The 22,179-nt window shown below is 59.1% G+C and carries 21 protein-coding genes; 7 read left to right on the top strand and 14 right to left on the bottom strand.

Translation table 11 applies throughout. From position 1 onward, the window contains the following. Window positions 1-115: 115 nt before the first annotated feature. Entirely contained in the window at window positions 116-2,254 is a 2,139-nt protein-coding gene (katE, locus tag ACA053_RS00315) for a catalase HPII (protein WP_497314766.1), read from the bottom strand. A 260-nt stretch (window positions 2,255-2,514) separates the two neighbouring features. Between katE and ACA053_RS00320 the strand changes: the two genes are divergently transcribed. The 3 genes from ACA053_RS00320 (at window position 2,515) to ACA053_RS00330 (ending at window position 5,029) form a co-directional block, all read left to right on the top strand. Next, a complete protein-coding gene (locus ACA053_RS00320; RefSeq protein WP_109627091.1) occupies window positions 2,515-3,522 on the top strand; it encodes a methionine ABC transporter ATP-binding protein in 1,008 nt (335 codons plus the stop codon). Further along, on the top strand, window positions 3,522-4,196 hold the full coding sequence (locus ACA053_RS00325) for a methionine ABC transporter permease (RefSeq protein ID WP_109627093.1): 675 nt from the start codon (window positions 3,522-3,524) through the stop codon (window positions 4,194-4,196). The genes ACA053_RS00320 and ACA053_RS00325 overlap by 1 nt, the downstream gene beginning before the upstream one ends. Window positions 4,197-4,258: 62 nt before the next feature. After that, window positions 4,259-5,029, top strand: coding sequence for a MetQ/NlpA family ABC transporter substrate-binding protein (locus ACA053_RS00330; RefSeq protein WP_109627094.1), 771 nt, complete (start codon window positions 4,259-4,261; stop codon window positions 5,027-5,029). A 194-nt stretch (window positions 5,030-5,223) separates the two neighbouring features. Here ACA053_RS00330 and ACA053_RS00335 read toward each other — a convergent pair whose 3' ends face one another. From ACA053_RS00335 to ACA053_RS00355, 5 genes are read right to left on the bottom strand one after another with little or no spacing between them, the layout of a single operon-like run. Beyond that, window positions 5,224-5,859, bottom strand: coding sequence for an SCO family protein (locus ACA053_RS00335; protein ID WP_109627096.1), 636 nt, complete (start codon window positions 5,857-5,859; stop codon window positions 5,224-5,226). Beyond that, window positions 5,856-6,755 (bottom strand): heme o synthase, encoded by a 900-nt coding sequence (cyoE, locus tag ACA053_RS00340; protein ID WP_461956479.1) that lies wholly within the window; start codon window positions 6,753-6,755, stop codon window positions 5,856-5,858. The genes ACA053_RS00335 and cyoE overlap by 4 nt, the downstream gene beginning before the upstream one ends. Next, the gene (locus tag ACA053_RS00345) at window positions 6,743-7,822 is read right to left on the bottom strand and encodes a COX15/CtaA family protein (RefSeq protein ID WP_497394315.1); all 1,080 of its coding nucleotides are present in this window, start codon (window positions 7,820-7,822) and stop codon (window positions 6,743-6,745) included. The genes cyoE and ACA053_RS00345 overlap by 13 nt, the downstream gene beginning before the upstream one ends. A 10-nt stretch (window positions 7,823-7,832) precedes the next feature. Then, a complete protein-coding gene (locus ACA053_RS00350; RefSeq protein ID WP_497394316.1) occupies window positions 7,833-8,426 on the bottom strand; it encodes a PA_0111/PP_0108 family redox-active disulfide protein in 594 nt (197 codons plus the stop codon). Then, entirely contained in the window at window positions 8,392-9,132 is a 741-nt protein-coding gene (locus ACA053_RS00355; RefSeq protein WP_497394317.1) for an SURF1 family protein, read from the bottom strand. Before ACA053_RS00355 ends, ACA053_RS00350 begins: the two co-directional genes overlap by 35 nt. 70 nt (window positions 9,133-9,202) lie before the next feature. Here ACA053_RS00355 and ACA053_RS00360 point away from each other — a divergent pair, with 70 nt between their 5' ends. Continuing rightward, complete coding sequence (locus tag ACA053_RS00360) at window positions 9,203-9,406, top strand: twin transmembrane helix small protein (RefSeq protein WP_094469789.1); 204 nt, start codon at window positions 9,203-9,205, stop codon at window positions 9,404-9,406. Between the two features lie 4 nt (window positions 9,407-9,410). Here ACA053_RS00360 and ACA053_RS00365 read toward each other — a convergent pair whose 3' ends face one another. From ACA053_RS00365 to coxB, 4 genes are all read right to left on the bottom strand, one after another. Continuing rightward, window positions 9,411-10,298: a cytochrome c oxidase subunit 3 gene (locus tag ACA053_RS00365; RefSeq protein ID WP_109627106.1), complete on the bottom strand. Its 888-nt coding sequence runs from the start codon at window positions 10,296-10,298 to the stop codon at window positions 9,411-9,413. Window positions 10,299-10,323: 25 nt separating this feature from the next. Next, window positions 10,324-10,875 carry a cytochrome c oxidase assembly protein gene (locus tag ACA053_RS00370; protein ID WP_403105306.1) on the bottom strand — a complete coding sequence of 184 codons (552 nt, stop codon included), beginning with the start codon at window positions 10,873-10,875 and terminating at the stop codon, window positions 10,324-10,326. 165 nt (window positions 10,876-11,040) lie between these two features. Next, a complete protein-coding gene (gene ctaD / locus ACA053_RS00375; RefSeq protein WP_497314773.1) occupies window positions 11,041-12,627 on the bottom strand; it encodes a cytochrome c oxidase subunit I in 1,587 nt (528 codons plus the stop codon). A gap of 82 nt (window positions 12,628-12,709) precedes the next feature. Beyond that, window positions 12,710-13,837, bottom strand: coding sequence for a cytochrome c oxidase subunit II (coxB, locus tag ACA053_RS00380; protein WP_109627112.1), 1,128 nt, complete (start codon window positions 13,835-13,837; stop codon window positions 12,710-12,712). A 372-nt stretch (window positions 13,838-14,209) separates the two neighbouring features. Here coxB and ACA053_RS00385 point away from each other — a divergent pair, with 372 nt between their 5' ends. Next, the gene (locus ACA053_RS00385; RefSeq protein ID WP_109627114.1) at window positions 14,210-14,860 is read left to right on the top strand and encodes a hypothetical protein; all 651 of its coding nucleotides are present in this window, start codon (window positions 14,210-14,212) and stop codon (window positions 14,858-14,860) included. 120 nt (window positions 14,861-14,980) lie between these two features. Here the strand turns inward: ACA053_RS00385 and ACA053_RS00390 are convergent, their stop codons facing one another. From ACA053_RS00390 to ACA053_RS00400, 3 genes are all read right to left on the bottom strand, one after another. Then, the gene (locus tag ACA053_RS00390) at window positions 14,981-16,507 is read right to left on the bottom strand and encodes a SulP family inorganic anion transporter (RefSeq protein WP_497314776.1); all 1,527 of its coding nucleotides are present in this window, start codon (window positions 16,505-16,507) and stop codon (window positions 14,981-14,983) included. Window positions 16,508-16,597: 90 nt separating this feature from the next. Further along, window positions 16,598-17,329 (bottom strand): carbonic anhydrase, encoded by a 732-nt coding sequence (locus tag ACA053_RS00395; RefSeq protein WP_109627117.1) that lies wholly within the window; start codon window positions 17,327-17,329, stop codon window positions 16,598-16,600. 243 nt (window positions 17,330-17,572) lie between these two features. Continuing rightward, a complete protein-coding gene (locus ACA053_RS00400) occupies window positions 17,573-18,631 on the bottom strand; it encodes a PA0069 family radical SAM protein (RefSeq protein ID WP_497314778.1) in 1,059 nt (352 codons plus the stop codon). Window positions 18,632-18,855: 224 nt separating this feature from the next. On the opposite strand from ACA053_RS00400, the gene ACA053_RS00405 reads away from it, so the two are divergent. Both ACA053_RS00405 and ACA053_RS00410 read left to right on the top strand, forming a co-directional pair. After that, window positions 18,856-19,158: a hypothetical protein gene (locus tag ACA053_RS00405; protein WP_109627121.1), complete on the top strand. Its 303-nt coding sequence runs from the start codon at window positions 18,856-18,858 to the stop codon at window positions 19,156-19,158. A 234-nt stretch (window positions 19,159-19,392) separates the two neighbouring features. Next, on the top strand, window positions 19,393-20,040 hold the full coding sequence (locus tag ACA053_RS00410; RefSeq protein ID WP_497394318.1) for a phosphatase domain-containing protein: 648 nt from the start codon (window positions 19,393-19,395) through the stop codon (window positions 20,038-20,040). An 8-nt stretch (window positions 20,041-20,048) separates the two neighbouring features. Here the strand turns inward: ACA053_RS00410 and ACA053_RS00415 are convergent, their stop codons facing one another. Further along, a complete protein-coding gene (locus ACA053_RS00415; RefSeq protein ID WP_497394319.1) occupies window positions 20,049-22,091 on the bottom strand; it encodes a M3 family metallopeptidase in 2,043 nt (680 codons plus the stop codon). Window positions 22,092-22,179: the final 88 nt, after the last annotated feature.

The following is a 22,179-nucleotide window of genomic DNA, read 5'->3' on the forward strand; positions in this document are numbered from 1 at the left end:
TTCGCGGGCAAGCCCGCTCCCACAGGTCCTGTGTCGTTCACATAACGAGCGAACGACACAAATCCTGTGGGAGCGGGCTTGCCCGCGAAGGCGTCCTCCCTATCGATACAAAGCTTTAAGCGGGAATCGCCTTGGCCTTCGGCTCCCGATCCCAAACCCGATGCTGCCCGATCGCCGCAAAGAACGGTTTGATCAACTTGGCATCTGCTCCGATGATCAACCCCGCATCCACCTCAAGCTTCAACACATCCAGCAACTGCTTCGCCTCGCCATGCAGCGCAATCGCCTTCAAGTGCTTGTATGCCTCCAACAGGTAATGCAGCGCCACGCCATCGCCGCTCAACGCCTTGATCGACGCCGCGCCACCGGGCACAAACACCGCATCGAATGCCACCGAAGGCAAGCCTTCCATCGAAGCGTCCACCGGCAGAGTTTTGCCATCGGCGGTGGTCACAGGCGCGGAAGTCGGGCCGAGCAACTTGGCGTGCGCGCCCTCGGCCTTCAGCGCCTTCTTCATTGCATCAATCGCAGCACCATCGACTCCGTTGGCCGCCAGAATCGCCACTTTCCGGGTTTTGATATCCGCCGGAAGCAGGTTGGCCTGGCTCAATGCCGGCGAGCGGTCCAGGGAAGTTTTACGCACGTCGACGGTGCCAGCCTTCGGCGCCGGCAAGCCGAGGTTCTGCGCTACGCGTTTGGCCAGTTCCAGGTCGATATTGGCCAGAATCTCATTCACCTGACGCGCACGGATGAACTCACGCTCAACCTTGCCCAGCTCAAAGCTGTAGGCTGAGATGATGTGTTCCTGCTCGTGCTTGCTCATGCTGTGGAAAAACAGCCGTGCCTGGGAGAAATGATCGCTGAACGACTCGCTGCGCTGGCGAATTTTGTTGGCGTCGATACGCTCAGGGTAGCTCTCGAATCCACCGTCCTGCGCAGCGGGCGGCGTTTCTTTCGGCCAGCCGCCATCGATGGAATTCGGTTCGTAGGACGCGCGCCCCTTGTCGATGGTGGTGCGATGCAACGCATCCCGTTGGCCGTTATGGAACGGTGCTACGGGACGGTTGATCGGGATCTCGTGAAAGTTCGGCCCGCCCAGTCGGCTGATCTGCGTATCGGTGTAGGAAAACAGTCGACCCTGCAGCAAAGGATCGTTGGAGAAGTCGATGCCCGGCACGATATGGCCCGGGCAGAACGCTACCTGCTCGGTTTCGGCGAAGAAGTTGTCGGGGTTGCGGTTGAGGGTCATTTTGCCCAACGGGGTGATCGGTACCAGCTCTTCCGGGATCAGTTTGGTCGGGTCGAGGATATCGAAGTCGAAATTATGTTCGTTTTCTTCCTCGATGACCTGTACGCCCAACTCCCATTCCGGGTAGTCGCCCATCTCGATCGACTCCCAAAGATCGCGACGGTGAAAGTCGGTATCTTTGCCAGCGAGCTTCTGCGCTTCATCCCACACCAGCGAGCACGTGCCGGCAGTAGGGCGCCAATGGAATTTGACGAAGCGCGACTTACCTTCGGCGTTGATTAAGCGAAAGGTGTGCACGCCGAAGCCTTGCATGCTGCGCAGGCTTTTCGGGATCGCCCGGTCGGACATGGCCCAGATCACCATGTGCGCGGATTCCGGCACCAACGAAACGAAGTCCCAAAAGGTGTCGTGAGCCGAGCCGCCGGTAGGGATTTCGTTATGTGGCTCCGGTTTTACCGCATGCACAAAGTCAGGGAACTTGATCGCGTCTTGAATGAAAAACACCGGCATGTTGTTGCCCACCAGGTCGAAGTTGCCTTCGTCGGTGAAGAACTTCACAGCGAAACCGCGTACGTCCCGCACGGTATCGCCCGACCCACGCGGGCCCTGTACCGTGGAAAATCGCACGAACACCGGGGTTTTCTTCCCCGGATCCTGTAGGAAACCGGCCTTGGTCAGTACCGAATGATTCTCGTAGGCCTGGAAGAATCCATGGGCGCCGGTACCGCGGGCGTGAACGATGCGCTCCGGGATTCGCTCATGGTCAAAGTGCGTGATTTTTTCACGCATGATGAAGTCTTCCAGCAGCGACGGCCCGCGAGCGCCCACCTTCAAGGTGTTCTGGTTGTCCGAAACCTTCACGCCCTGATTGGTGCGCAGGGCTTGCTCGGTGGCGTCGGAGCGGAATTTTTCCAGGCTTTCCAGCTTGGTATTGGTGTTGCCGCGGTCCAGGGTATCGGTCCCGGCCAGTGCGCTTTTGGGTGCGGCAGGCTTTTTAGTGCTCATCAGTCGTAAACTCCTCGTTGCGATCCCGTAGCCAGGACTTATATGCATTCCCCAGGCACGGCACCGGGGGCGTTTTCGAGTTGCCTTATTAGTGACTGGCGAGCTTTTTAGCCGTTCCTTTTTTCTAACCTTCTATCGCGTTATTGCCAAATGGAAGGTTGAATGCGGAATAAATGCTAATAACCTCTATACGGACAGGCTAAAATGCGCGCCCGGCTAACCGCTGATCCTTTTCCAACGCGCCCCACAAGGTTCGCTACGTGATCGAGTTTCAAAACGTCCACAAAACCTACCGCGTCGCCGGTAAGGATATCCCCGCCCTGCACCCGACCAGTCTGACGATTGAGAACGGTCAGGTCTTCGGCCTGATCGGCCATTCCGGTGCGGGAAAAAGTACCCTGTTGCGTCTGATCAATCGCCTGGAAGAGTCCAGCGGCGGCAAGATCATCGTCGACGGCGAAGAAGTCACCGCGCTCGACGCCAACAGCCTGCGACGCTTCCGCCAACAGGTCGGGATGATTTTCCAGCACTTCAACCTGCTGGCGTCCAAGACCGTGGCCGACAACGTCGCGCTGCCGCTGACCCTGGCCGGTGAGCTGTCGCGCAGTGAAATCGACCAGCGTGTCGCCGAGTTGCTGGCGCGGGTCGGCCTGTCCGACCACGCCAAAAAGTACCCGGCGCAGTTGTCCGGCGGCCAGAAGCAACGCGTCGGCATTGCCCGCGCCCTGGCGACCAAGCCGAAAATCCTTCTGTGCGACGAAGCCACCAGCGCCCTCGACCCGCAGACCACGGCGTCGGTCCTGCAATTGCTGGCCGAGATCAACCGCGAGCTGAAACTGACCATCGTCCTGATTACCCACGAGATGGACGTGATCCGCCGGGTTTGCGACCAGGTGGCAGTGATGGACGCGGGTGTGATCGTCGAGCAAGGTTCGGTGGCCGAGGTGTTTCTGCATCCCAAGCACCCGACCACCAAACGTTTCGTACAAGAAGACGAACAGATCGACGAAAGCGAACAGCGTGACGACTTCTCTCACGTGCCGGGCCGCATCGTGCGTCTGACGTTTCAGGGCGAAGCGACCTACGCGCCGTTGTTGGGTACCGTCGCTCGGGAAACGGGTGTGGACTACAGCATCCTGGCCGGTCGTATCGACCGCATCAAAGACATCCCTTACGGGCAACTGACCCTTGCCGTCACCGGTGGCGACATGGAGGCGGCGTTTGCTCACTTCACCGCGGCTGACGTCCACATGGAGGTCCTGCGCTGATGGAAATCCTGACAAGTTTCTTCGTCAACATCGACTGGTACGAAATCTGGCTGGCCACCGGCGATACCTTGCTGATGCTTTTCGGTTCGTTGCTGTTCACCGTGTTGCTTGGCCTGCCGTTGGGCGTGCTGTTGTTCCTGTGCAGCCCGCGTCAGTTGCTGGAAGCCAAAGGCGTCTACGCGATGCTGTCGCTGATGGTGAACATCCTGCGTTCGCTGCCGTTCATCATCCTGCTGATCGTGATGATCCCGTTTACCGTGCTGATCACCGGCACGTCCCTTGGGGTTGCCGGTGCGATTCCGCCGCTGGTGATTGGCGCTACGCCTTTCTTCGCGCGACTGGTGGAAACCGCCTTGCGTGAAGTGGATCGCGGCATCATCGAGGCCACCCAGGCCATGGGCGCCACGACCCGGCAGATCATCACCAATGCCTTGCTGCCGGAAGCCCGCCCGGGCATCTTCGCGGCGATTACGGTGACAGCCATTACACTGGTGTCCTACACGGCAATGGCCGGTGTGGTCGGCGCGGGTGGTCTGGGCGACCTGGCGATCCGTTTCGGTTACCAGCGTTTCCAGCCTGACGTGATGGTCGTGACCGTGATGTTGCTGCTGGTGCTGGTGCAAGTGCTGCAAACCGTCGGCGACAAGCTGGTCGTACACTTCTCACGTAAATGATCAATGAGCCGGCCATTCGCTGGCAGGCGCCGCAGACAGGCGCCTCACATGGAGTTAGCTGAATGAAAAAACTACTCGTCGCGTTCGCAGCCGTTGCAGCGTTTTCCGCTCACGCGGACACCCTGACCGTTGCAGCCACCCCGGTCCCGCACGCAGAAATCCTCGAATTCGTGAAACCGGCCCTCGCCAAAGAAGGCGTGGACCTGAAGGTCAAAGTCTTCACCGACTACATCCAGCCGAATGTGCAGGTTGCCGAAAAACGCCTGGACGCCAACTTCTTCCAGCACCAGCCGTACCTTGATGAGTTCAACAAGGCGAAGGGCACCAACCTGGTCGCCGTTGCCGGCGTACACCTGGAACCGCTGGGCGCTTACTCCAGCAAGTACAAAGCACTGACCGAGCTGCCAGGCGGCGCCAACGTGGTGATCCCGAACGACGCCACCAACGGCGGCCGTGCGCTGTTGCTGCTGGCCAAGGCGGGTCTGATCAAGTTGAAGGATTCGAACAACATCCTCTCGACGGTCAAGGACATCACCGAGAACACCAAGGACCTGAAGTTCCGCGAACTGGAAGCCGCGACCATCCCGCGTGTGCTGACCCAGGTCGACCTGGCGCTGATCAACACCAACTACGCGCTGGAAGCCAAGCTTGATCCGTCCAAGGACGCGCTGGTCATCGAAGGCAACGACTCGCCTTACGTGAACATCCTCGTTGCCCGCCCGGACGACAAGGACAGCGAAGACATGAAGAAACTGATTGCTGCCCTGCACAGCCCGGAAGTGAAAGCCTTCATTCTCGAGAAGTACAAAGGCGCGGTATTGCCGGCGTTTTGATCCTGCAGCAATAAAAAAACGGGGACGCATTGATTGCGTCCCCGTTTTTTTATGCCTGGAATACGGACCTGTGGGAGCGGCGGTGCGACGATTCGACTTGCTCGCGAATGCGGTGTGTCATTCAGCATTTATGGCAACTGATCCACCGCTTTCGCGAACAAGCCTGCTCCCACACGAGTTCTCTGTCCGCCCAACTATTTGCGGTTAAGCATCACCGGTAACTGCGCCACCAACTTGGCGTTATTCAACGGTGCGCGAATGAACCCGCGCTGTGTCCCGTCCGGCCCGATCACCGCGAGGTTGCCGCTGTGATCAACTGTGTAATTCGGCTTGCTGGTGTCCGCCGGAATGAACGGAATACTCACCGCGTTGGCCAGTTTCTGAATGTCTTCAACCGACGCCGCCGTCAGGCCTTGGAACTGCGGATCGAAGTAGCCCAGGTATTGCTTGAGCTGCTGGGGCGTATCGCGATTCGGGTCGACGCTGACCAGAATGATCTGCAACTTGGCCACAGCCTCTGGCGGCAGTTCGCTCTTGATCTGACGCAGTTGGGCGAGGGTGGTCGGGCAAATGTCCGGGCAGAAGGTGTAGCCGAAGAACAGCAGCGACCACTTGTCTTTCAGCTCGTTGACCGCCACTGGTTTGCCGTCCTGATCGGTCATCGTCACGTTTGGCAGGTTGCGGCTTTGCGGCAGCAAAATGATCCCGGCGTCGATCAACGCCGTCGGATCGCCCTCGCCTTTGCCCGACAGCACTTTGTTGATGGTCAGGCCCATAACCAGCGCGATCAGGGCGACGAGGATGAAGACGGTTTTCTGAGTTCGAGTCATAGGTTCAACAATAAGTAGTGGTCAACGAGCAGCGCGATAAACAGCAGGAACAAGTAGTAAATAGAGTACTTGAAGGTGTTGATCGCCGCGTGCGGCCGAGTGCCACGGTACAGCACCACGGCCCATTGTAGAAACCTTGCGCCCAGTCCCAGGGCGCAAATCAGGTAGAGCATGCCGCTCATGTGAATCACGTACGGCATCAGGCTCACGGCCAGCAGCGCAAAGGTATAAAGCAGGATGTGGACCTTGGTGTAGTGCTCGCCATGGGTCACCGGCAGCATCGGAATGTCGGCCTTGGCGTATTCCTCTTTGCGGTGAATGGCCAGCGCCCAGAAGTGCGGCGGGGTCCAGGCGAAGATGATCAGCACCAGCAGCAAGGGCTCGGCGCTGATATGACCGGTGGCAGCGGTCCAGCCGAGCAGCGGCGGAGCAGCACCGGCGAGGCCACCGATGACAATGTTCTGCGGCGTCGCACGTTTCAGGAAACCGGTATAGACCACCGCATAACCGAGCAAGGACGCGAGGGTCAGCCAGGCCGTCAGCGCGTTGGTGAAGGCCAGCAGCACGGCTTGCCCCAGCACCGCCAGGACCAGGGCAAACGTCAGCGCCGCCGCCGGAGACACCCGGCCTTCGGCCAAGGGACGTTTGTGGGTTCGGGCCATCACCGCATCGATGCGCCGGTCCACCACATGATTCACCGCCGCCGCACCCCCGGCACACAACGCAATCCCCAGGTTGCCGAACACCAGCACCGTCCACGGCACTCCGGCGCGGGTCGCGAGGAACATGCCGACCAGCGAAGTGATGAGCATCAGCACCACCACTTTTGGCTTGGTCAGCTCCAGATAGTCGCGCCAGATTGCCTGACTGTGACGTTCGCCGATCAGAGTCGCCATGGCATCTCTCCTTTTATTGTTATGGGCCCGGCTGAGTGTTTGCGCGGCCTGAACCGCCAGCGCGCAGGGGATTGCTGTTTGACCCGAACCAGGCTGGTTCGCGCGTGATAATTGACCAGTACCATCGTCAGCAACAGTGCTGCGCCGCCGGCGTTGTGAGCGACGGCGACGGGCAGCGGCAGGTGAAAAATCACGTTGCTGATGCCCAGGGTGATCTGAGCCGCGAGGGCGATCAGCACCAGCCCCGCCAGACGCGTCATGCCGACCACCTTCAGTTGCCAGGCCAGACCCAGCAGCACCAGCGTCACCAGCATCGCGCCGATGCGGTGAGTCAGGTGAATCGCCGTGCGGGCATCGCTGTCCAGTTGTCCGCCGAGGTAATTGGGGCCGATGTGTTGAGTCAGGTGAAAACCGTTGGCGAAATCAGCCGGCGGCAGCCATTGCCCGTGGCAGGTCGGAAAGTCGATGCAAGCCACCGCCGCATAGTTGGAACTGACCCAGCCACCGAGGGCAATTTGCAGGATCACCAGCAGCAACCCGGCCGTCGCCCAGTGCTGCAAACGTCGGGGCACGGTCAGCGCCGGCAGTACGCCGGACAGGCGCAACGTCAGCAAAAACAGCAGGCTCAAGGTCGCAAAACCGCCGAGCAGATGCCCGGTCACCACTTGCGGCCAGAGCTTGAGCGTCACCGTCCACATGCCGAACGCCGCTTGGGCGATCACCACCGCCAGCAGAAACAACGGCAACTTCACCGGTTGCCCCGGATGACGGCGATGCACCCAGGCACGACCGGCCAGCACCGAGATCAAAAGGCCGAGCGTGCCGGCGAAATAGCGGTGGACCATCTCGTTCCAGCCTTTGTGGGCTTCAACGGGCGCATCGGGAAAATGCAATTCGGCATGGGCCAATTGGGCTTCGCTTTTCGGCACGCTGATAAAGCCGTAGCAACCGGGCCAGTCCGGGCAACCGAGGCCGGCGTGGGTCAGGCGGGTATAGGCGCCGAGCAACACCACAATCAGTGCCAGCAAGGTGGCAAACAGCGCGAGGCGAAATCCAGGTTTGGCCATGACGATGCCCTTATCCGATGTTCGACAGTTTCAGCAGATGCCGAAGGTCGTTGAGCAAGTCCTTACCCTTCACCGTCGGGTCATAACGCAGCACCAGATTGCCGTGCGGGTCGATGATCCACAGTTGCGGCGCGGTCTTGTCTCCCGCTGTTTTGGTGAACGTGGTCAGGTCCATTGAGTAGCGTTGCAGTTGCGGGTATTCGCGGGTCAGCTTGGCGTCGTAATCACTGCTTAGCGGTTGCGCCGCAGCCAACGCGTGACTGGCGCGCCCGGCATCGCGGCCGAGGCCGATCTGGATCTGCCGAGCCAGATAAACCAGTTGCTGGCAGTCCACCGAACACTCCTTGGGCGCCGTGACCAGCAATTGCCAACGCTCCTCCTGCGCCTGCACGCCAAGGTCGGCGCGGGTCTGGCCGTTGCCGATCAGCTCGCCGTGATAACTGCGGCCCTCCGGCACCCAGAACTGCAATTTGTACATGCCGGTGGCGAGGATCATCGGACCGATCACCCCAAGCAGGATCAGCAGCAACTGCAAGCGACCCTTGCGCCGACTCGCCGGCGTTTTCGCCTCAGACATGCTGGGTGGATTCATGGCCGCTCCCATGGTGTTTCTCCTTTGCGTTGTGCCAGCCGAGATAGAGATAAAGGCCGAACAGGGCGATCGACATGGCGAACCACTGCACGGCATAAGCGATATGTTTTTCCGGCCCCATGGCCACCACCGGCCAATCGGCCTGGTAGGACGCGGGGCCGGTTTCTGCGCGTAATTCGTAGGCAAAACCGTCACGATCGAGCGCTGTCCACAGCTTGGCCGGTTCGACGGCGGTGATCAGTTGTGGCCAGGTGGTGGTGCTCGGATCGGCGTGCAATTGGAAAGTGGCGCCGGGGGAGACGTAGACCCAGGCATGCAGGCTCAAGGCCTGAGTCGGGGTGGTGAATTGGGGCGGGGTGCGCCGGTCCGGCCACGGCAGCCAGCCGCGATTGACCAGCAGCCAGAGCCCGGTCGCCTGATCCTGAAACGGTTGCAGCAGTTCGACGCCAACCTTGCCGTCGCGCTGGCGGTTATCCAGCAGCAGGCTGTGCGCGGCATCGAACTGGCCGTGAATTCGAACCCGGCGAAAGGCTGGATCCTCGGTGTGTTGCAGCTCGGTACTGGCCATCGGATCCGCCGCGCGGCGCTCGGTGTAGCTTTGCAGCAGCGAGCTTTTCTCCGCGCCCCGGCTCAATTGCCAGAACCCCAGTGACACCAGCATGGGCAGCAATAACGCGACCACGAGGGTCGGCACGATGCCCGGCCGGAAGTGCTTCATGGCGCCGCCAGAAAGTCGCTGGTTGCGATAGCTATACTCAAGTGCATCGCCTTCCCCCCGGAGTCTCACCATGCTCAAAGCAGCCATCGTCCTGATGCTGATTGCCACGGTTGTCAGCCTGTTCAGCGGCCTGTTTTTTCTGGTCAAGGACGACAGCAGCTCGAACCGCCTCGTCATTGCCTTGAGTGTTCGTGTTGCCCTGGCCGCTATAACCGTCGGCTTGATTGCCTGGGGTTTTTTCAGCGGCCAGCTGGTTTCTACTGCGCCTTGGTAAAGCCTCAGAGCACGTAGACGAAAACGAACAGCCCGATCCACACCACGTCCACGAAGTGCCAATACCAACTCGCCGCCTCGAAGCCGAACTGGTGCTCGTTATCGAAGTGCCCGCGCAGGACCCGCATCAGCATCACAAACAGAATGATGGTGCCCATGGTCACGTGGGCGCCGTGGAACCCGGTGAGCATGAAGAACGTTGCACCGTAGATGCCCGAACCCAGGGTCAGGCCCAGTTCCTGATAGGCGTGGATGTATTCTTCGGCCTGAAAACCGAGGAACGCGCAGCCCAGCAGCACGGTGATTGCCAGCCAGATTTTCAGTGCACCGCGATGGCCCTTTTTCAAGGCGTGGTGGGCGATGGTAATGGTGACGCTGGAACTCACCAGCAACACGGTGTTGAGCAGCGGCAGGCCCCAGGGACTGATGACGTCCTTGGGTGCCGGGAAGAGTTTCGGGTCCGGGTTGTTCAGCAGCGGCCAGACGAACTCGAAGTTCGGCCACAGCATGTGGGCGAGGCCTTTGGCGCCGTCACCGCCCAGCGATGGGCCAGTGATGTTGCGCACATAAAACAATGCGCCGAAGAAGGCGATGAAGAACATCACCTCCGAGAAGATGAACCAGCTCATGCCCCAGCGGAACGAGCGATCCATCTGCGCGCTGTACAACCCCTGACGACTTTCCTTGATCACCGTCCCGAACCAGCCGAACAGCATGTAGGCCAGCAGCAGGCCGCCGACGAAAAAGATCAGCGGGCCGTGGGATTCGGGCCGCGCAGCTTTCAGGTCGTTGAACCAGGTAGCCAGGCCGAACACGGTGACGAACATACCGACGGTGGCGATGATCGGCCATTTGCTCTGGGCCGGTACGTAATAGTGTTCATGAGTTGCCATTTATTGTTCTCCTTATCGGGCACGCTCAGCCGCCAGTGTTTACAGCCACCGGGGGATGTCGGGCGGTGATATCGAACAGCGTGTAGGACAGCGTCAGGTGCTTCACTTCCTTGGGCATGTCTCGGTCAACGATGAAACGTACCGGCATCTCGATCCGTTGACCGGGCTGCAGCACTTGCTGGGTAAAGCAGAAACATTCGGTCTTGTGGAAGTACGCCGCAGCATTGCTCGGCGCGATGCTCGGCACCGCCTGGGCGCTCATCGGGCGATCGGTCGGGTTGTGCGCGATGAAAATCATCTCGTTCACCGCCCCCGGGTTGGCCGTCAGCTCGTCACTCTTGGGATAGAAATCCCAGGACATGTCGGCGGCATTGGTCGACAGGAACTGCACGCGCACCTGCCGCGACGTGTCGACCGTCTGCTCGCCTTCGTACTGCCCGGAGGTCTTGCCATTGATGCCGAACGCCTTGCACATCACGTCGTAGATCGGCACCAGGGCAAAACCGAAGACAAACATCGCCACCACCACCAACAGCAGGCGGGTGACCAGCTTCTTCATCGAAATCGAGTCAGCCATGATTTCCAGCCTCTACGCATAACCCGATAGGAGCGGGCCTTTGTGGCGAGGGAGCTTGCTCCCGCTGGGTCGCGAAGCGGCCCCAAAAGCTTGGCGTCTGCTTCGCAGCCGAGCGGGAGCAAGCTCCCTCGCCACACAAGCTCGCTTCCACAAAGGCAAGGCTGTTCATTTCACTTCCGGCGGTGTGGTGAAGGTGTGATACGGCGCCGGTGACGGGACGCTCCATTCCAGGCCTTCCGCGCCATCCCATGGTTTGGCCGGTGCCGGCTCGCCGCCGCGAATGGTCTTGATCACGATGAACAGGAAGAAGATCTGCGTGGCGCCGAACATGAATGCGCCGATCGACGACACCATGTTGAAGTCGGCGAATTGCAGGTTGTAGTCGGGAATCCGCCGCGGCATGCCCGCCAGCCCCACGAAGTGCATCGGGAAGAACGCCATGTTCATGCCGATGAACGAGAGCCAGAAGTGCAGCTTGCCGAGGGTTTCGTCGTACATGTGGCCGGTCCATTTCGGCAGCCAGTAGTAGGCCGAGGCGAAGATCCCGAAGATCGCCCCCGGCACCAGTACGTAGTGGAAGTGCGCTACCACAAAATACGTGTCCTGGTACTGGAAGTCCGCCGGTGCGATGGCCAGCATCAGTCCGGAGAAGCCGCCGATGGAGAACAGGATCACGAACGCCACCGCGAACAGCATCGGCGTCTCGAAGGTCAGCGAGCCCTGCCACATGGTGCTGGCCCAGTTGAACACCTTCACGCCCGTTGGCACCGCGATCAGCAGCGTGGCGTACATGAAGAACAGCTCGCCCACCAGCGGAATGCCGACCACGAACATGTGGTGCGCCCAGACGATGAATGACAGGAAGGCAATACTGGCCGTGGCATAGACCATCGAGGTGTAGCCAAACAGCGGCTTGCGCGAAAAGGCCGGAATGATCGAGCTGACGGCACCGAAGGCCGGCAGGATCATGATGTACACCTCGGGGTGACCGAAGAACCAGAACACGTGCTGGAACAACACCGGATCACCGCCACCGGCGGCACTGAAGAAGCTGGTGCCGAAGTGGATGTCCATCAGCATCATCGTCACGCAGCCGGCCAGTACCGGCATCACTGCGATCAGCAGGAACGCGGTAATCAGCCAGGTCCAGACGAACAGCGGCATTTTCATCAGCGTCATGCCGGGGGCACGCAGGTTGAGAATGGTGGCGATCACGTTGATCGCGCCCATGATCGAACTGATCCCCATCAAGTGGATGGCAAAGATGAAGAACGTCACGCTTTCCGGCGCGTAGGTCGTCGACAGCGGGGCGTAGAACGTCCAGCCGAAGTTCGGTCCGCCACCGGGGGTGAACAGGGTCGACACCAGCAGGATGAACGCCGCCGGCAGCAGCCAGAAGCTGAAGTTGTTCATCCGTGGCAGGGCCATGTCCGGCGCGCCGATCATCAACGGGATCATCCAGTTGGCGAGGCCGACGAAGGCCGGCATCACCGCACCGAAGACCATGACCAGACCGTGCATGGTGGTCATCTGGTTGAAGAATTCCGGCTGGACGATCTGCAGGCCCGGCTGGAACAGTTCGGCGCGAATCACCATCGCGAATGAACCGCCAAGCAAGAACATGGAGAACGCAAACCACAGGTACAGCGTGCCGATGTCCTTGTGGTTGGTGGTCAGCACCCACCGCATCAGGCCTTTGGCGGGACCGTGGGCGTGGTCGGCATGACCATGGTCATCGATGACGGCGCTCATGGCTTGTCTCCTGCAAACAGATGGGCTGGGCAGGCCGGGGCGCGCTGCCCCGACCGGTTCCTTGGTTGCGCAATAGACCGGGTCATTTGCTTTCCGCCTGTTTCAGCTCCAGCACTTCTTTAGGAGTGACCATGTCGCCTTTGTTGTTGCCCCAGGCGTTACGTTCGTAGGTCACGACCGCTGCGATATCGACTTCCGAGAGCTGCTTGCCGAACGCCGCCATAGAGGTGCCAGGCTTGCCGTGGAAGACAATGCTCAGGTGATCCTTGATCGGGCCGGTAGCGATTTTCGAGCCCTTGAGTGCCGGGAACATCGGCGGCAAGCCTTGACCTTCGGCCTGGTGACAGGCTACGCACGTGGTGTGATAGACCTTGTCGCCGCGCTCCTTGAGCTCCTCGAGGGTCCATTCCTTGCTGGTCAGCTCTTTAAGCTGCAGGGCTTCGGCTTTGCGCTCGGCCAGCCATTTTTCGTAATCGGCCTTTTCCTTGACCTCGACCACGATCGGCATGAAGCCGTGGTCCTTGCCGCACAATTCGGCGCACTGGCCACGGTAGATGCCGGGCTTGTCGACGCGGGTCCAGGCTTCATTGACGAACCCCGGGATCGCATCGCGCTTGACCGCAAAGGCCGGCACCCACCAGGAGTGGATAACGTCGGCGGACGTCACGAGGAAACGCACCTTGGCGCCAATCGGCAGCACTAAAGGCTTGTCGACCTCGAGCAAGTAATGCTCGCCCTTGGTTTCCTTGTTGTGGATCTGATCGGCGGGGGTCGTCAGGTTGCTGAAGAACTCGACGTCCTGGCCCAGGTATTTGTAGTGCCACTTCCACTGATAACCGGTGACCTGGATATCGATATCCGGCTCACTGGCGTCGTACATCTTGATCAGGGTTGCCGTCGCAGGAACCGCCATGGCCACCAGGATCAGGAAGGGCACGATGGTCCAGAGGATTTCAACGGTGGTGCTTTCATGAAATTTTGCGGCCACCTGCCCGGTGGAGCGGCGGTGGACCATCATCGACCAGAACATGGCGCCGAAGACGATGATGCCGATCACTACACAGATCCAGAAAATGGTCATGTGCAGGTCAAATACTGCGTGACTGATTTCAGTCGCTCCCGGCGCCATATTCACAGTCCAAGCGGCTTGCGCCTGACTGAAAATCGACCACAACAGGAGGCCCATCCAGACATGTGGATGTCGCATCATTGCGGGTTCCCCTTATCGTTCTTGTTATCCCGCCGGCTTTCACCTGCGGCAAGGGAGCGGCTTTTTCAGACTACGAAACTTGAATCGCCGAGCCTTGCTGCGTGTGCAGTCGGGCGTCATCAGCTAACTCCATTCCCACCCGAGTATAGACAGCGACTGCTACCTCGCAATGTGATGGCGTAAATGATCTGAAACAGCTGGGACTTGTGTTCAAGGTCGCGAATGGAGAAGGATGTAGACGAGTGGTGGCAAATCGATATAACGGAGGCGTCTCAAGGATGAAACAATTATGACAAATGCGTCTTAGCATTTTTCATAAGCCAGCTAAGTTATGTCTTCCCTATTTCATTGCCTTTGTTTCCTGGAGTTTTCATGAACACCGCCGCATTGCGCGAGCAGATCCAAAAAGCCCAACAACATGAGGCCGAGACCGGCCTGCTGACTCGTCAGCTTGAAACCCAATTGCCACACCTTCACTCCGCCATCCAATTGCCGGATGTCGACGCCAATGGCGTGATGACGCGTTTTGTGGCCGCGTATATAGAGCAAGTGCCAGACCTGCTGGACGCAGCCAATGAAGTCGCCAGGGAAGCGGGCATCGAATCACAGATCAAGCCGGTGCTGAACATCGCCGAGCAGTTCTTCCTCCAGCCGCCGGCAATCATGGCCGGTCATGTCGGCCTGGACAGCCTGCTGGACGAAGCCTATCTGGCGCATCGGTTGGTGGAAGAGGTCAATGACCTGTACATCAAGCATTTTGGCCAGCCACTGATCCCCTTGGACATGACTGTTGCCAACCTGATAGCCCACCAACTGATCGGCGAGGAATTTGCCAATCAATTGGATGAGGCGGTGCATCACGCGGTGGACGAGATGCTTAATGAAGACAGTTTCGCGCTGGAGTCCGTGGAGGCCTACCGCGAAAAACTCAATAGCCCGGACACCGGCGCTGCGTGGAAACGCTGGCCGTGCCTGTCGCGCCAGTTGGGTGTAGGGCTGGAGCTGGATCAGCCGGCTGCCTGATTCTTTGGAATCGACACCATCCCTGTGGGAGCGAGCCTGCTCGCGATAGCGGTGCATCAGTCGACATTAATGTTGAATGACACACCGCAATCGCGAGCAGGCTCGCTCCCACACTGTTTTCTACGCGGCTGAACCTACTCCGGTGGTCGTGCGCAACCGCCCTTCCAACCTGCGCTTCAACCCCCGCGCCTCAATCAGCAGCTTCGAACCCTTGGCTGCATTGGCCCGGCCCCATTCCTCGAACAATTCCAGACACGAATGATCGATGTAGCTCAGATTGTTGAGCGGCACATGCACCGTCGCGCCTGCGGGAATGGTCCCCAGCACCTGGGTCAGCGCCGGCACCTTGAGAAAGGTCGCGGCCCCCGTCAGTCGCAACTCCATCTCTCCTTCAGCTGGCAGGTCGATCAGGCTGATTTTCAGCCGTGAAGCCTTCCAGGCCAGTTTGGCCAACGTCAGTCCGAAGCCAATCAGCACGCCGGTCAGCAGATCGGTGAAGATGATAGCCAGCGCTGTCGCCGCGTAAGTGAACATCGGCATCCGGCCATAACGGCCCAGACCGCGGAAGGCCTTGAGGTCGACCAGTTTGAAACCGGTGTACACCAGCACGCCCGCCAGGCTCGCCACCGGAATGCTTTGCAGTACGCTGGACAGCAGCAACACGAACGCCAGCAGCCACAGACCGTGGAAGATCGCCGACATGCGCGTGGTGGCGCCAGCCTGGACGTTGGCCGAACTGCGCACGATCACGCCGGTCATGGGCAGCGCACCCAGCAGACCGCAGAGCATGTTGCCGACACCTTGGGCCGACAATTCCCGATCAAAGTCGGAACGCTGGCCACTGTGCATGCGGTCCACCGCTGCTGCCGAAAGCAAGGTTTCAGCGCTGGCGATGAAGGCTACGGCGAAAGCGGCGATCAATAACGTCGGGTCGGCCAGATTGAGCAAGTCGGCAGGCTTCAGCCAGTCGATGGCCTCCGCCAGGTTGGCTGGAACTTCCACGCGTTTGACCTGCAAGGCGAGCATCAGGCTCGCGACCGTCGCCAGGCCTACGCCAAGCAACGCGCCGGGAATGAAGCGCAGGGAATGGGGACGGAATTTCTCCCACAGCCACATCACCGCAATCGTCGACAGCCCCAGTAAACCGGCTTGCCAGCCAAGGGAAGGCAGGGCCTGGATGACGGCAGCCGGGAAGGCCGCCAGGTTATCCAGCCCGGAAGGCTTGGGCACGGCGTCGAGCATCACATGCACCTGTGAGAGCACGATCAACACGCCAATCCCGGCGAGCATGCCGTACACCACCGCTGGCGCCGTCACCCGAAACCAGCAACCCAGCTTGAAGCGCCCAGCCATCAGTTGCAGAAAACCCGCCAGCAGCAGGATGGGCCCGAGCATGGCGATGCCATGCTGGCGCACCAGTTCGAACACCAGAACCGCCAGGCCCGCCGCCGGGCCACTGACTTGCAGCGGTGACCCGGCAAGCCAGCCCACCACCAGACCACCGATGATCCCCGTGATCAAACCTTTGGCCGGCGGCAGACCCGAGGCGATGGCGATGCCCATGCACAAGGGCAGGGCGACCAGAAACACAACCACGGACGCCAGCAGCTCCCGTGGCAGAACAGCTTTAAGTTGAGCAGCACGCATGGTGACTCTCCCGACGTTTTCTTCAGGCGTGGCAAAGCCAGGCTGCTTGATCAGCAGCCCCGGCTAAACCACACAAGGATTTAGGAGGATTTAGAAGCGCGCTTTAGGCGTCGCCACCGGAATCGGATGGCTGCCATCAAGCGGCAGGAAACACCCTTTGTCGGCGTCGTAAGCTCTGATTTCGCTGGTTTCGATGTTGTAGATCCAACCATGAATAAACAGCTGACCGTTGGCCATGCGCGAGGCCACGGAAGGGTGCGTGCGCAGATGCTGCAGCTGAGCGATCACATTCTCTTCGGTGAGGACGTGCATGCTTTCGCTTTCGTCAGCGCAATGGCAGTTTTCCTGGACCATGGTTTTTGCCACTTCCGCATGACGCAGCCAGGCTTTGACCGTGGGCATTTTTTCCAGGCTTTGCGGGTTGAGCACGGCGCGCATCGCGCCACAGTCGGAATGTCCGCAAATGATGATGTGCTGTACGCCGAGGGCCAGGACCGCGTATTCGATGGCCGTGGAAACACCGCCGTTCATCTGCCCATAAGGCGGCACAACGTTGCCGACGTTACGGGTCACGAACAGGTCGCCGGGGGCGCTTTGGGTAATCAGCTCAGGAACAATGCGCGAGTCGGCGCAGGCGATAAACATCGCTCGCGGGCTTTGGGCCGTGGCGAGCTTTTTGAAGAGTTCTTCCTGTTGGGGAAAAACTTCGTGATGAAAATGCAAAAAGCCGTCAACGATATGCTTCAGCGCTGCATCGGCGGTTTCCGCCTCGGGTTGGGCTGAAGCCGACGCAGCCAACGGCTGTTTATCCTTGTCACTCATGATTCATCCTCTTTGGCGGAGTCAGGGAATTTTCCCGTTTTGTCCGGTGTGAAGCCAGTGGCTGTTTAAAAAACATCCAGGTCGATAATCTCGACCCGTCAGTCACTCGATGAACAAGGTATCTGCCGAAACTTAACTCAAACTGAATCAAGCGCTCTAGAACGTGTGTTCCAGGTCACAAAAAACGTGACCAGCCTAATGGCCAAGTGCTTTTCCCACTACTCAACCATAGGCCAATTGTCCTCAAATCAATGACATCTGGCGACCCGGCGGACAGAAGGCGTCGCAATCCAGATTAAAGCCTTCGCGATGATTGAGCCCCAAACGTTTGATGGTTTTGGCAAAGCGTTGCGCCAACAGATCGGCAAACGGCCCTTCACCACGCATCCGGGCGCCAAACCGACTGTCGTAGAGCTCTCCGCCACGGCTCTGGCGGATCAGGCTCAACACATGCGCGGCACGTTGCGGATAGTGGGCGGCCAGCCATTCTTCGAACAGCGGCGCCACTTCCAGCGGCAGACGCAACATCATATAGGCCGCGCTCTGGGCGCCGGCGGCATGCGCCTCGGCGAGCAGGCTTTCGAGTTCGCTGTCGTTGATCATCGGAATCATCGGCGAACACAGCACCCCCACCGGGATCCCGGCTTCACGCATCACCCGGATCGCCCGCAGCCGGGCCTTGGGCGCCGCCGCGCGCGGTTCGAGGATGCGTTTGAGTTCATCGTCCAAAGTGGTGAGGCTGATCATCACGGCCACGAGCCTCTGCTCGGCGAGTTCGGCCAGCAGGTCCAGATCCCGAAGAATGAGTGAGCCCTTGGTAATGATGGTCACCGGATGGCGATAACGCAGCAGCACTTCAAGGGTCTTGCGGGTGATTTTGTGTTCGCGCTCGATCGGCTGATAAGGATCGGTGTTGGAACCCAGGTTGATCGGCGCACATTGGTAACCGTGCTTGGACAGCTGTTCTTCCAGCACATCGGCGGCGTTGGTCTTCGCGATCAGTTTGGTTTCGAAGTCGAGCCCCGGTGACATGTCCCAATATGCATGGCTGGGTCGCGCATAGCAGTAGATGCAACCGTGCTCGCAGCCTCGGTAGGGATTGATTGAGCGATCGAAGGGCAAGTCCGGCGAGTTGTTGCGGGTGATGATGGTTTTCGCCGTTTCGATGCGCACTTCCGTGCCCTGGGTGATCGGCGCTTCCTGATACCAGCCGTCATCCTCGGCCACCGAGCGATTCGGTGCGAAGCGGTTGTGCGGGTTGGTTGCGGTGCCGCGGCCGCGAGGTGGCAGAGGAGTAGCCATCGACATGATCCTTTAGCTGTATGTTCATACAGTATAGGGCCTCAATCGAATAGGCCAGTGCCGTTCGGCGCCTGAAATTTTTCAAGTATTGATTATTTGTCTCTTACTAGTGAGTTCCTTGTAATTATGAGAAACAGATAGAAAGTAGATTAGTTATAAGCAATCGGTATTATTGCGCTTCGCACGAAGTTGTCGTGTTATCACTATTAAAAGGATTTAGTTTAATGTCGAATTACAATCAGCGTGGTGTTTTTCTTCAACTGTTAACCCCGTCCATTTCTAGTCCGAAAGAAGTTCGGGTGTCTATGCAGTTTGCTTTGAAAGAAGAAGGTTACGACCCGGAAAACCGTAGCGCCACATACTCCCTGCTGGATTCGACCTCCCGCGAGGCTGTGTCGAATGATGGCGGCGTGACCTTCACCATGGGAAACACACCTGATGTGGACGATGATGGTGATATCGACGCGCAGGACAAGGCTGTTCTGATTGCGCTGGCGAAAGCGTATTCGAAAATCATCAATCCTTGAATACTATCGGGTACCTGCAACTTATAAGTTGGGGTGTGAGTGTACGTTAATCAGCGTTGAATAAAGCGATACGGAAATCCGTATCGCTTTTTTGTTGCTCGTTACTTACCCTGACGAAGCCAGGTGCGAACGGTTAAATTCACGATTCTTTGACAACTGACTCACAGGACTTTGACTGCTCAGTGTTGAAACTATGTGGCATCTAACCACCTTTCCCCACACGGTCGTCCGATCATGTCCCGATTGCGCCTTTTACCTGTGACGTTCCTGTTGTCGCTGGCTTCCCTTTTCAATCTGACAGTGGCCTGCGCAGATGAAACCGCGCCACCCCGCCCGGCGGAATGGGCTCAATCGGTCGAGGTGCAATACAACCTCTATCAGATGTCCCCGACACTGTACCGAAGTGCGTTGCCCGACAGCGGTGCCCTACCGTTGTTGAAGAAACTCAACGTCGCGACCGTCATTACTTTTCTGCCCGAGACAGATTCAAGCTGGTTGCCCACACCGGGCATTGCTCAGGTGCAGCTGCCCTATCGCACCAATCACGTGGATGACGCGCAGGTGCTCAAAGCCCTTCGTGCCATCCAGACCGCCGAATCCAGGGGGCCGGTGCTCATACACTGCAAACACGGTTCGGACCGCACCGGCCTGATGGCGGCGATGTATCGCGTGGTGGTGCAAGGCTGGAGCAAGGAAGACGCTCTGAACGAAATGACCGAGGGCGGCTTTGGTGACAGCCACCATTTCAAGGACAGTGTGCGTTACATGATGCAGGCCGATGCCGAGAAGCTTCGGACCGCTCTGGCCAACGGCGATTGCAGCACCAGCCCGTTTGCTGCCTGCTCGATGAAGAACTGGTTCCAATCGGCCCACGTCGAATGAGCCTCGGTTCAACGGCCAGCGGCGACTGGCGCAGGCGCGAAGAAATTCTCGGCGATCGGCCGTCCGAGAAATTCTTCCAGTGCGACCAGCAGTGAGCGCGAATCACCCGGTGAAAAAAAGGCTTCGCGAAAAGCCCTGCCGGTTCGAGGGTTGAACACCCAGTCTTGCTGAAACCGTTTGAACGCTTCGGTCGCCAGTACACCCGACCATTTATAGGCGTAAACCGACGCCGCGTATCCGGTCACCATGTAATCGAAGCTGTTGGCGAATCGACTGTGGGGCGGCAGTTGCAGATGAGGAATTTCGCGCTGCACATCGTCGAAAATTTGCTCAACGCTACGGCTGTCACCTTGGCTGCGGTGCAATTCGAAGTCGAACAATGCGGCCATTAGCAACTCTGCGGTTTGCCGACTGGTCTGGGCGTGAATGGCTGCCAGCGCTGCGTCGACGCGGGCTTCGGTCAGGCGCTCGCCGGTCTGGTAATGAGCGGCCAGCCACAGCAGGAACTCCCGAGACAGGCACCATTGTTCGAACAGTTGTCCCGAAAACTCCGCCGTATCGCGTCCCAGTTGGGTAATACCGGACAGGCGATGGTGAGGCGAGCGGGTCAGAACATGCTGCAGGCAATGGCCGAACTCATGGAACAAAACGCGCAGGTCCTGATGGGAGAGGAGGCAGGGATGCTCGGCATTGCCAGGCGTGAAGTTGCCATGAAGCACGGCGATCGGCAGCGTCAATTGACCTTCGGCATCCACCCGTCGATTACGTCGCGTGGCGGTCCAGGCATAGTCCGGCGCTTCATCCCGATGAAAAGGGTCGATGTAAATATGCCCGATCACCAGGCCATGCTCGCTGATTTCAAACAGGCGCACGCTGTCATGCCAGCGGTTGATTACCTGCTGTTCGACGATCTGGATGCCAAACATTCGCTCGCTGAACAGGCAGAGCCGCTGCAATGTCCCGTCCAGCGGAAAGTACGCTCTCAGGTCTTTCAACGCCCCTCCGAGACGTTGCTGGCGTAATTGTTCGGCGAGAAACTCGTGGTCCCAAGGGTGGACTTCATTCATGCCGCGCTCAAGCGCAAACGCCTTCAGTTCCTGCGCATCCTTCTCGAAGCTCGGTGTCGCCTGGATGATTTGCTGGCGCAGGAAACCGGTGACTTGCTCGGTGGACTCCGCCATTTCCGTGACCAGGCTCAGTTGCGCGAAGTTCTCATACCCAAGCAATTTGGCTTTCTGGTGGCGCAGTGACAACAGCAGCTCCAGCACCGGACCATTATCGAATTGCCCGTCGTGCGGGCCTTGATCCGACGCTCGGGTGGAGTAGGCGACAAAGTATTCTTCGCGCAGGGAGCGGTCTTCGGCATAGGCCATGACGCGAGTGAAGGTGTCTTGGTCCAGACGCATCAGCCAGCCTTCATGCCCCGCCTGTTGAGCGTTGCGCGCCAGACGCTCCAGCGTCGCCGCGGACAAACCGTTCAATTGCGTGACGTCGTCGATGCGTTTGCTCCAGGCCGCGCTGCTGCGTTCCAGGTTGGTCAGGAACAAGCTTCGCAGCACACCGATGTCGCGATTCAGCCGGGCCAGCGTCTGCTGTTGTTCGATGGGCAAGTCGATGCCGGACAAGCGAAACCTGCGCAGAATTTTGTTCAAGACGGCCTGTCGCGGCTCGTCGTAATTCACTGCGGCCGGACTCTGCGCCAGCCGCTGAAACGCGCGGAACAGCGCCTGATTACTCATCATTTCGGACTTGTACTGCGCAATGGCCTCGCTGCACTTGGCGCTCGCCTTGTCCCAAGTCTTGCCCTCATGTTTCACCGTTGAAAGGGTTTCGATAATGCCCATGACCTCTTCGAGGCGCGCATCGGTTTCATCAACGGCCAGTACCAGATCGTCCCAGGTCGGGATCGCGGATTGGCTCGCGACAATCCCGGCAATGGCCAGGCGGTTGTCAGCAATGACGGTGTCGATGGCGGGGACCAGATGTTCGGCGCGGATGTCCGGCCAGGGTGGCAGGTTCCAGCGCTGTAACAGTGGATTGGTATCAGGCATGGCGTCTTCCTTGAATAGGACTGAAGGATTCAGCCTAAGGAGGAAGCGCGGGAGAAGGGCGGTAAATAGATACCACCTGCCACCCCGT

It is taken from the genome of Pseudomonas sp. LBUM1672 (assembly GCF_059695655.1).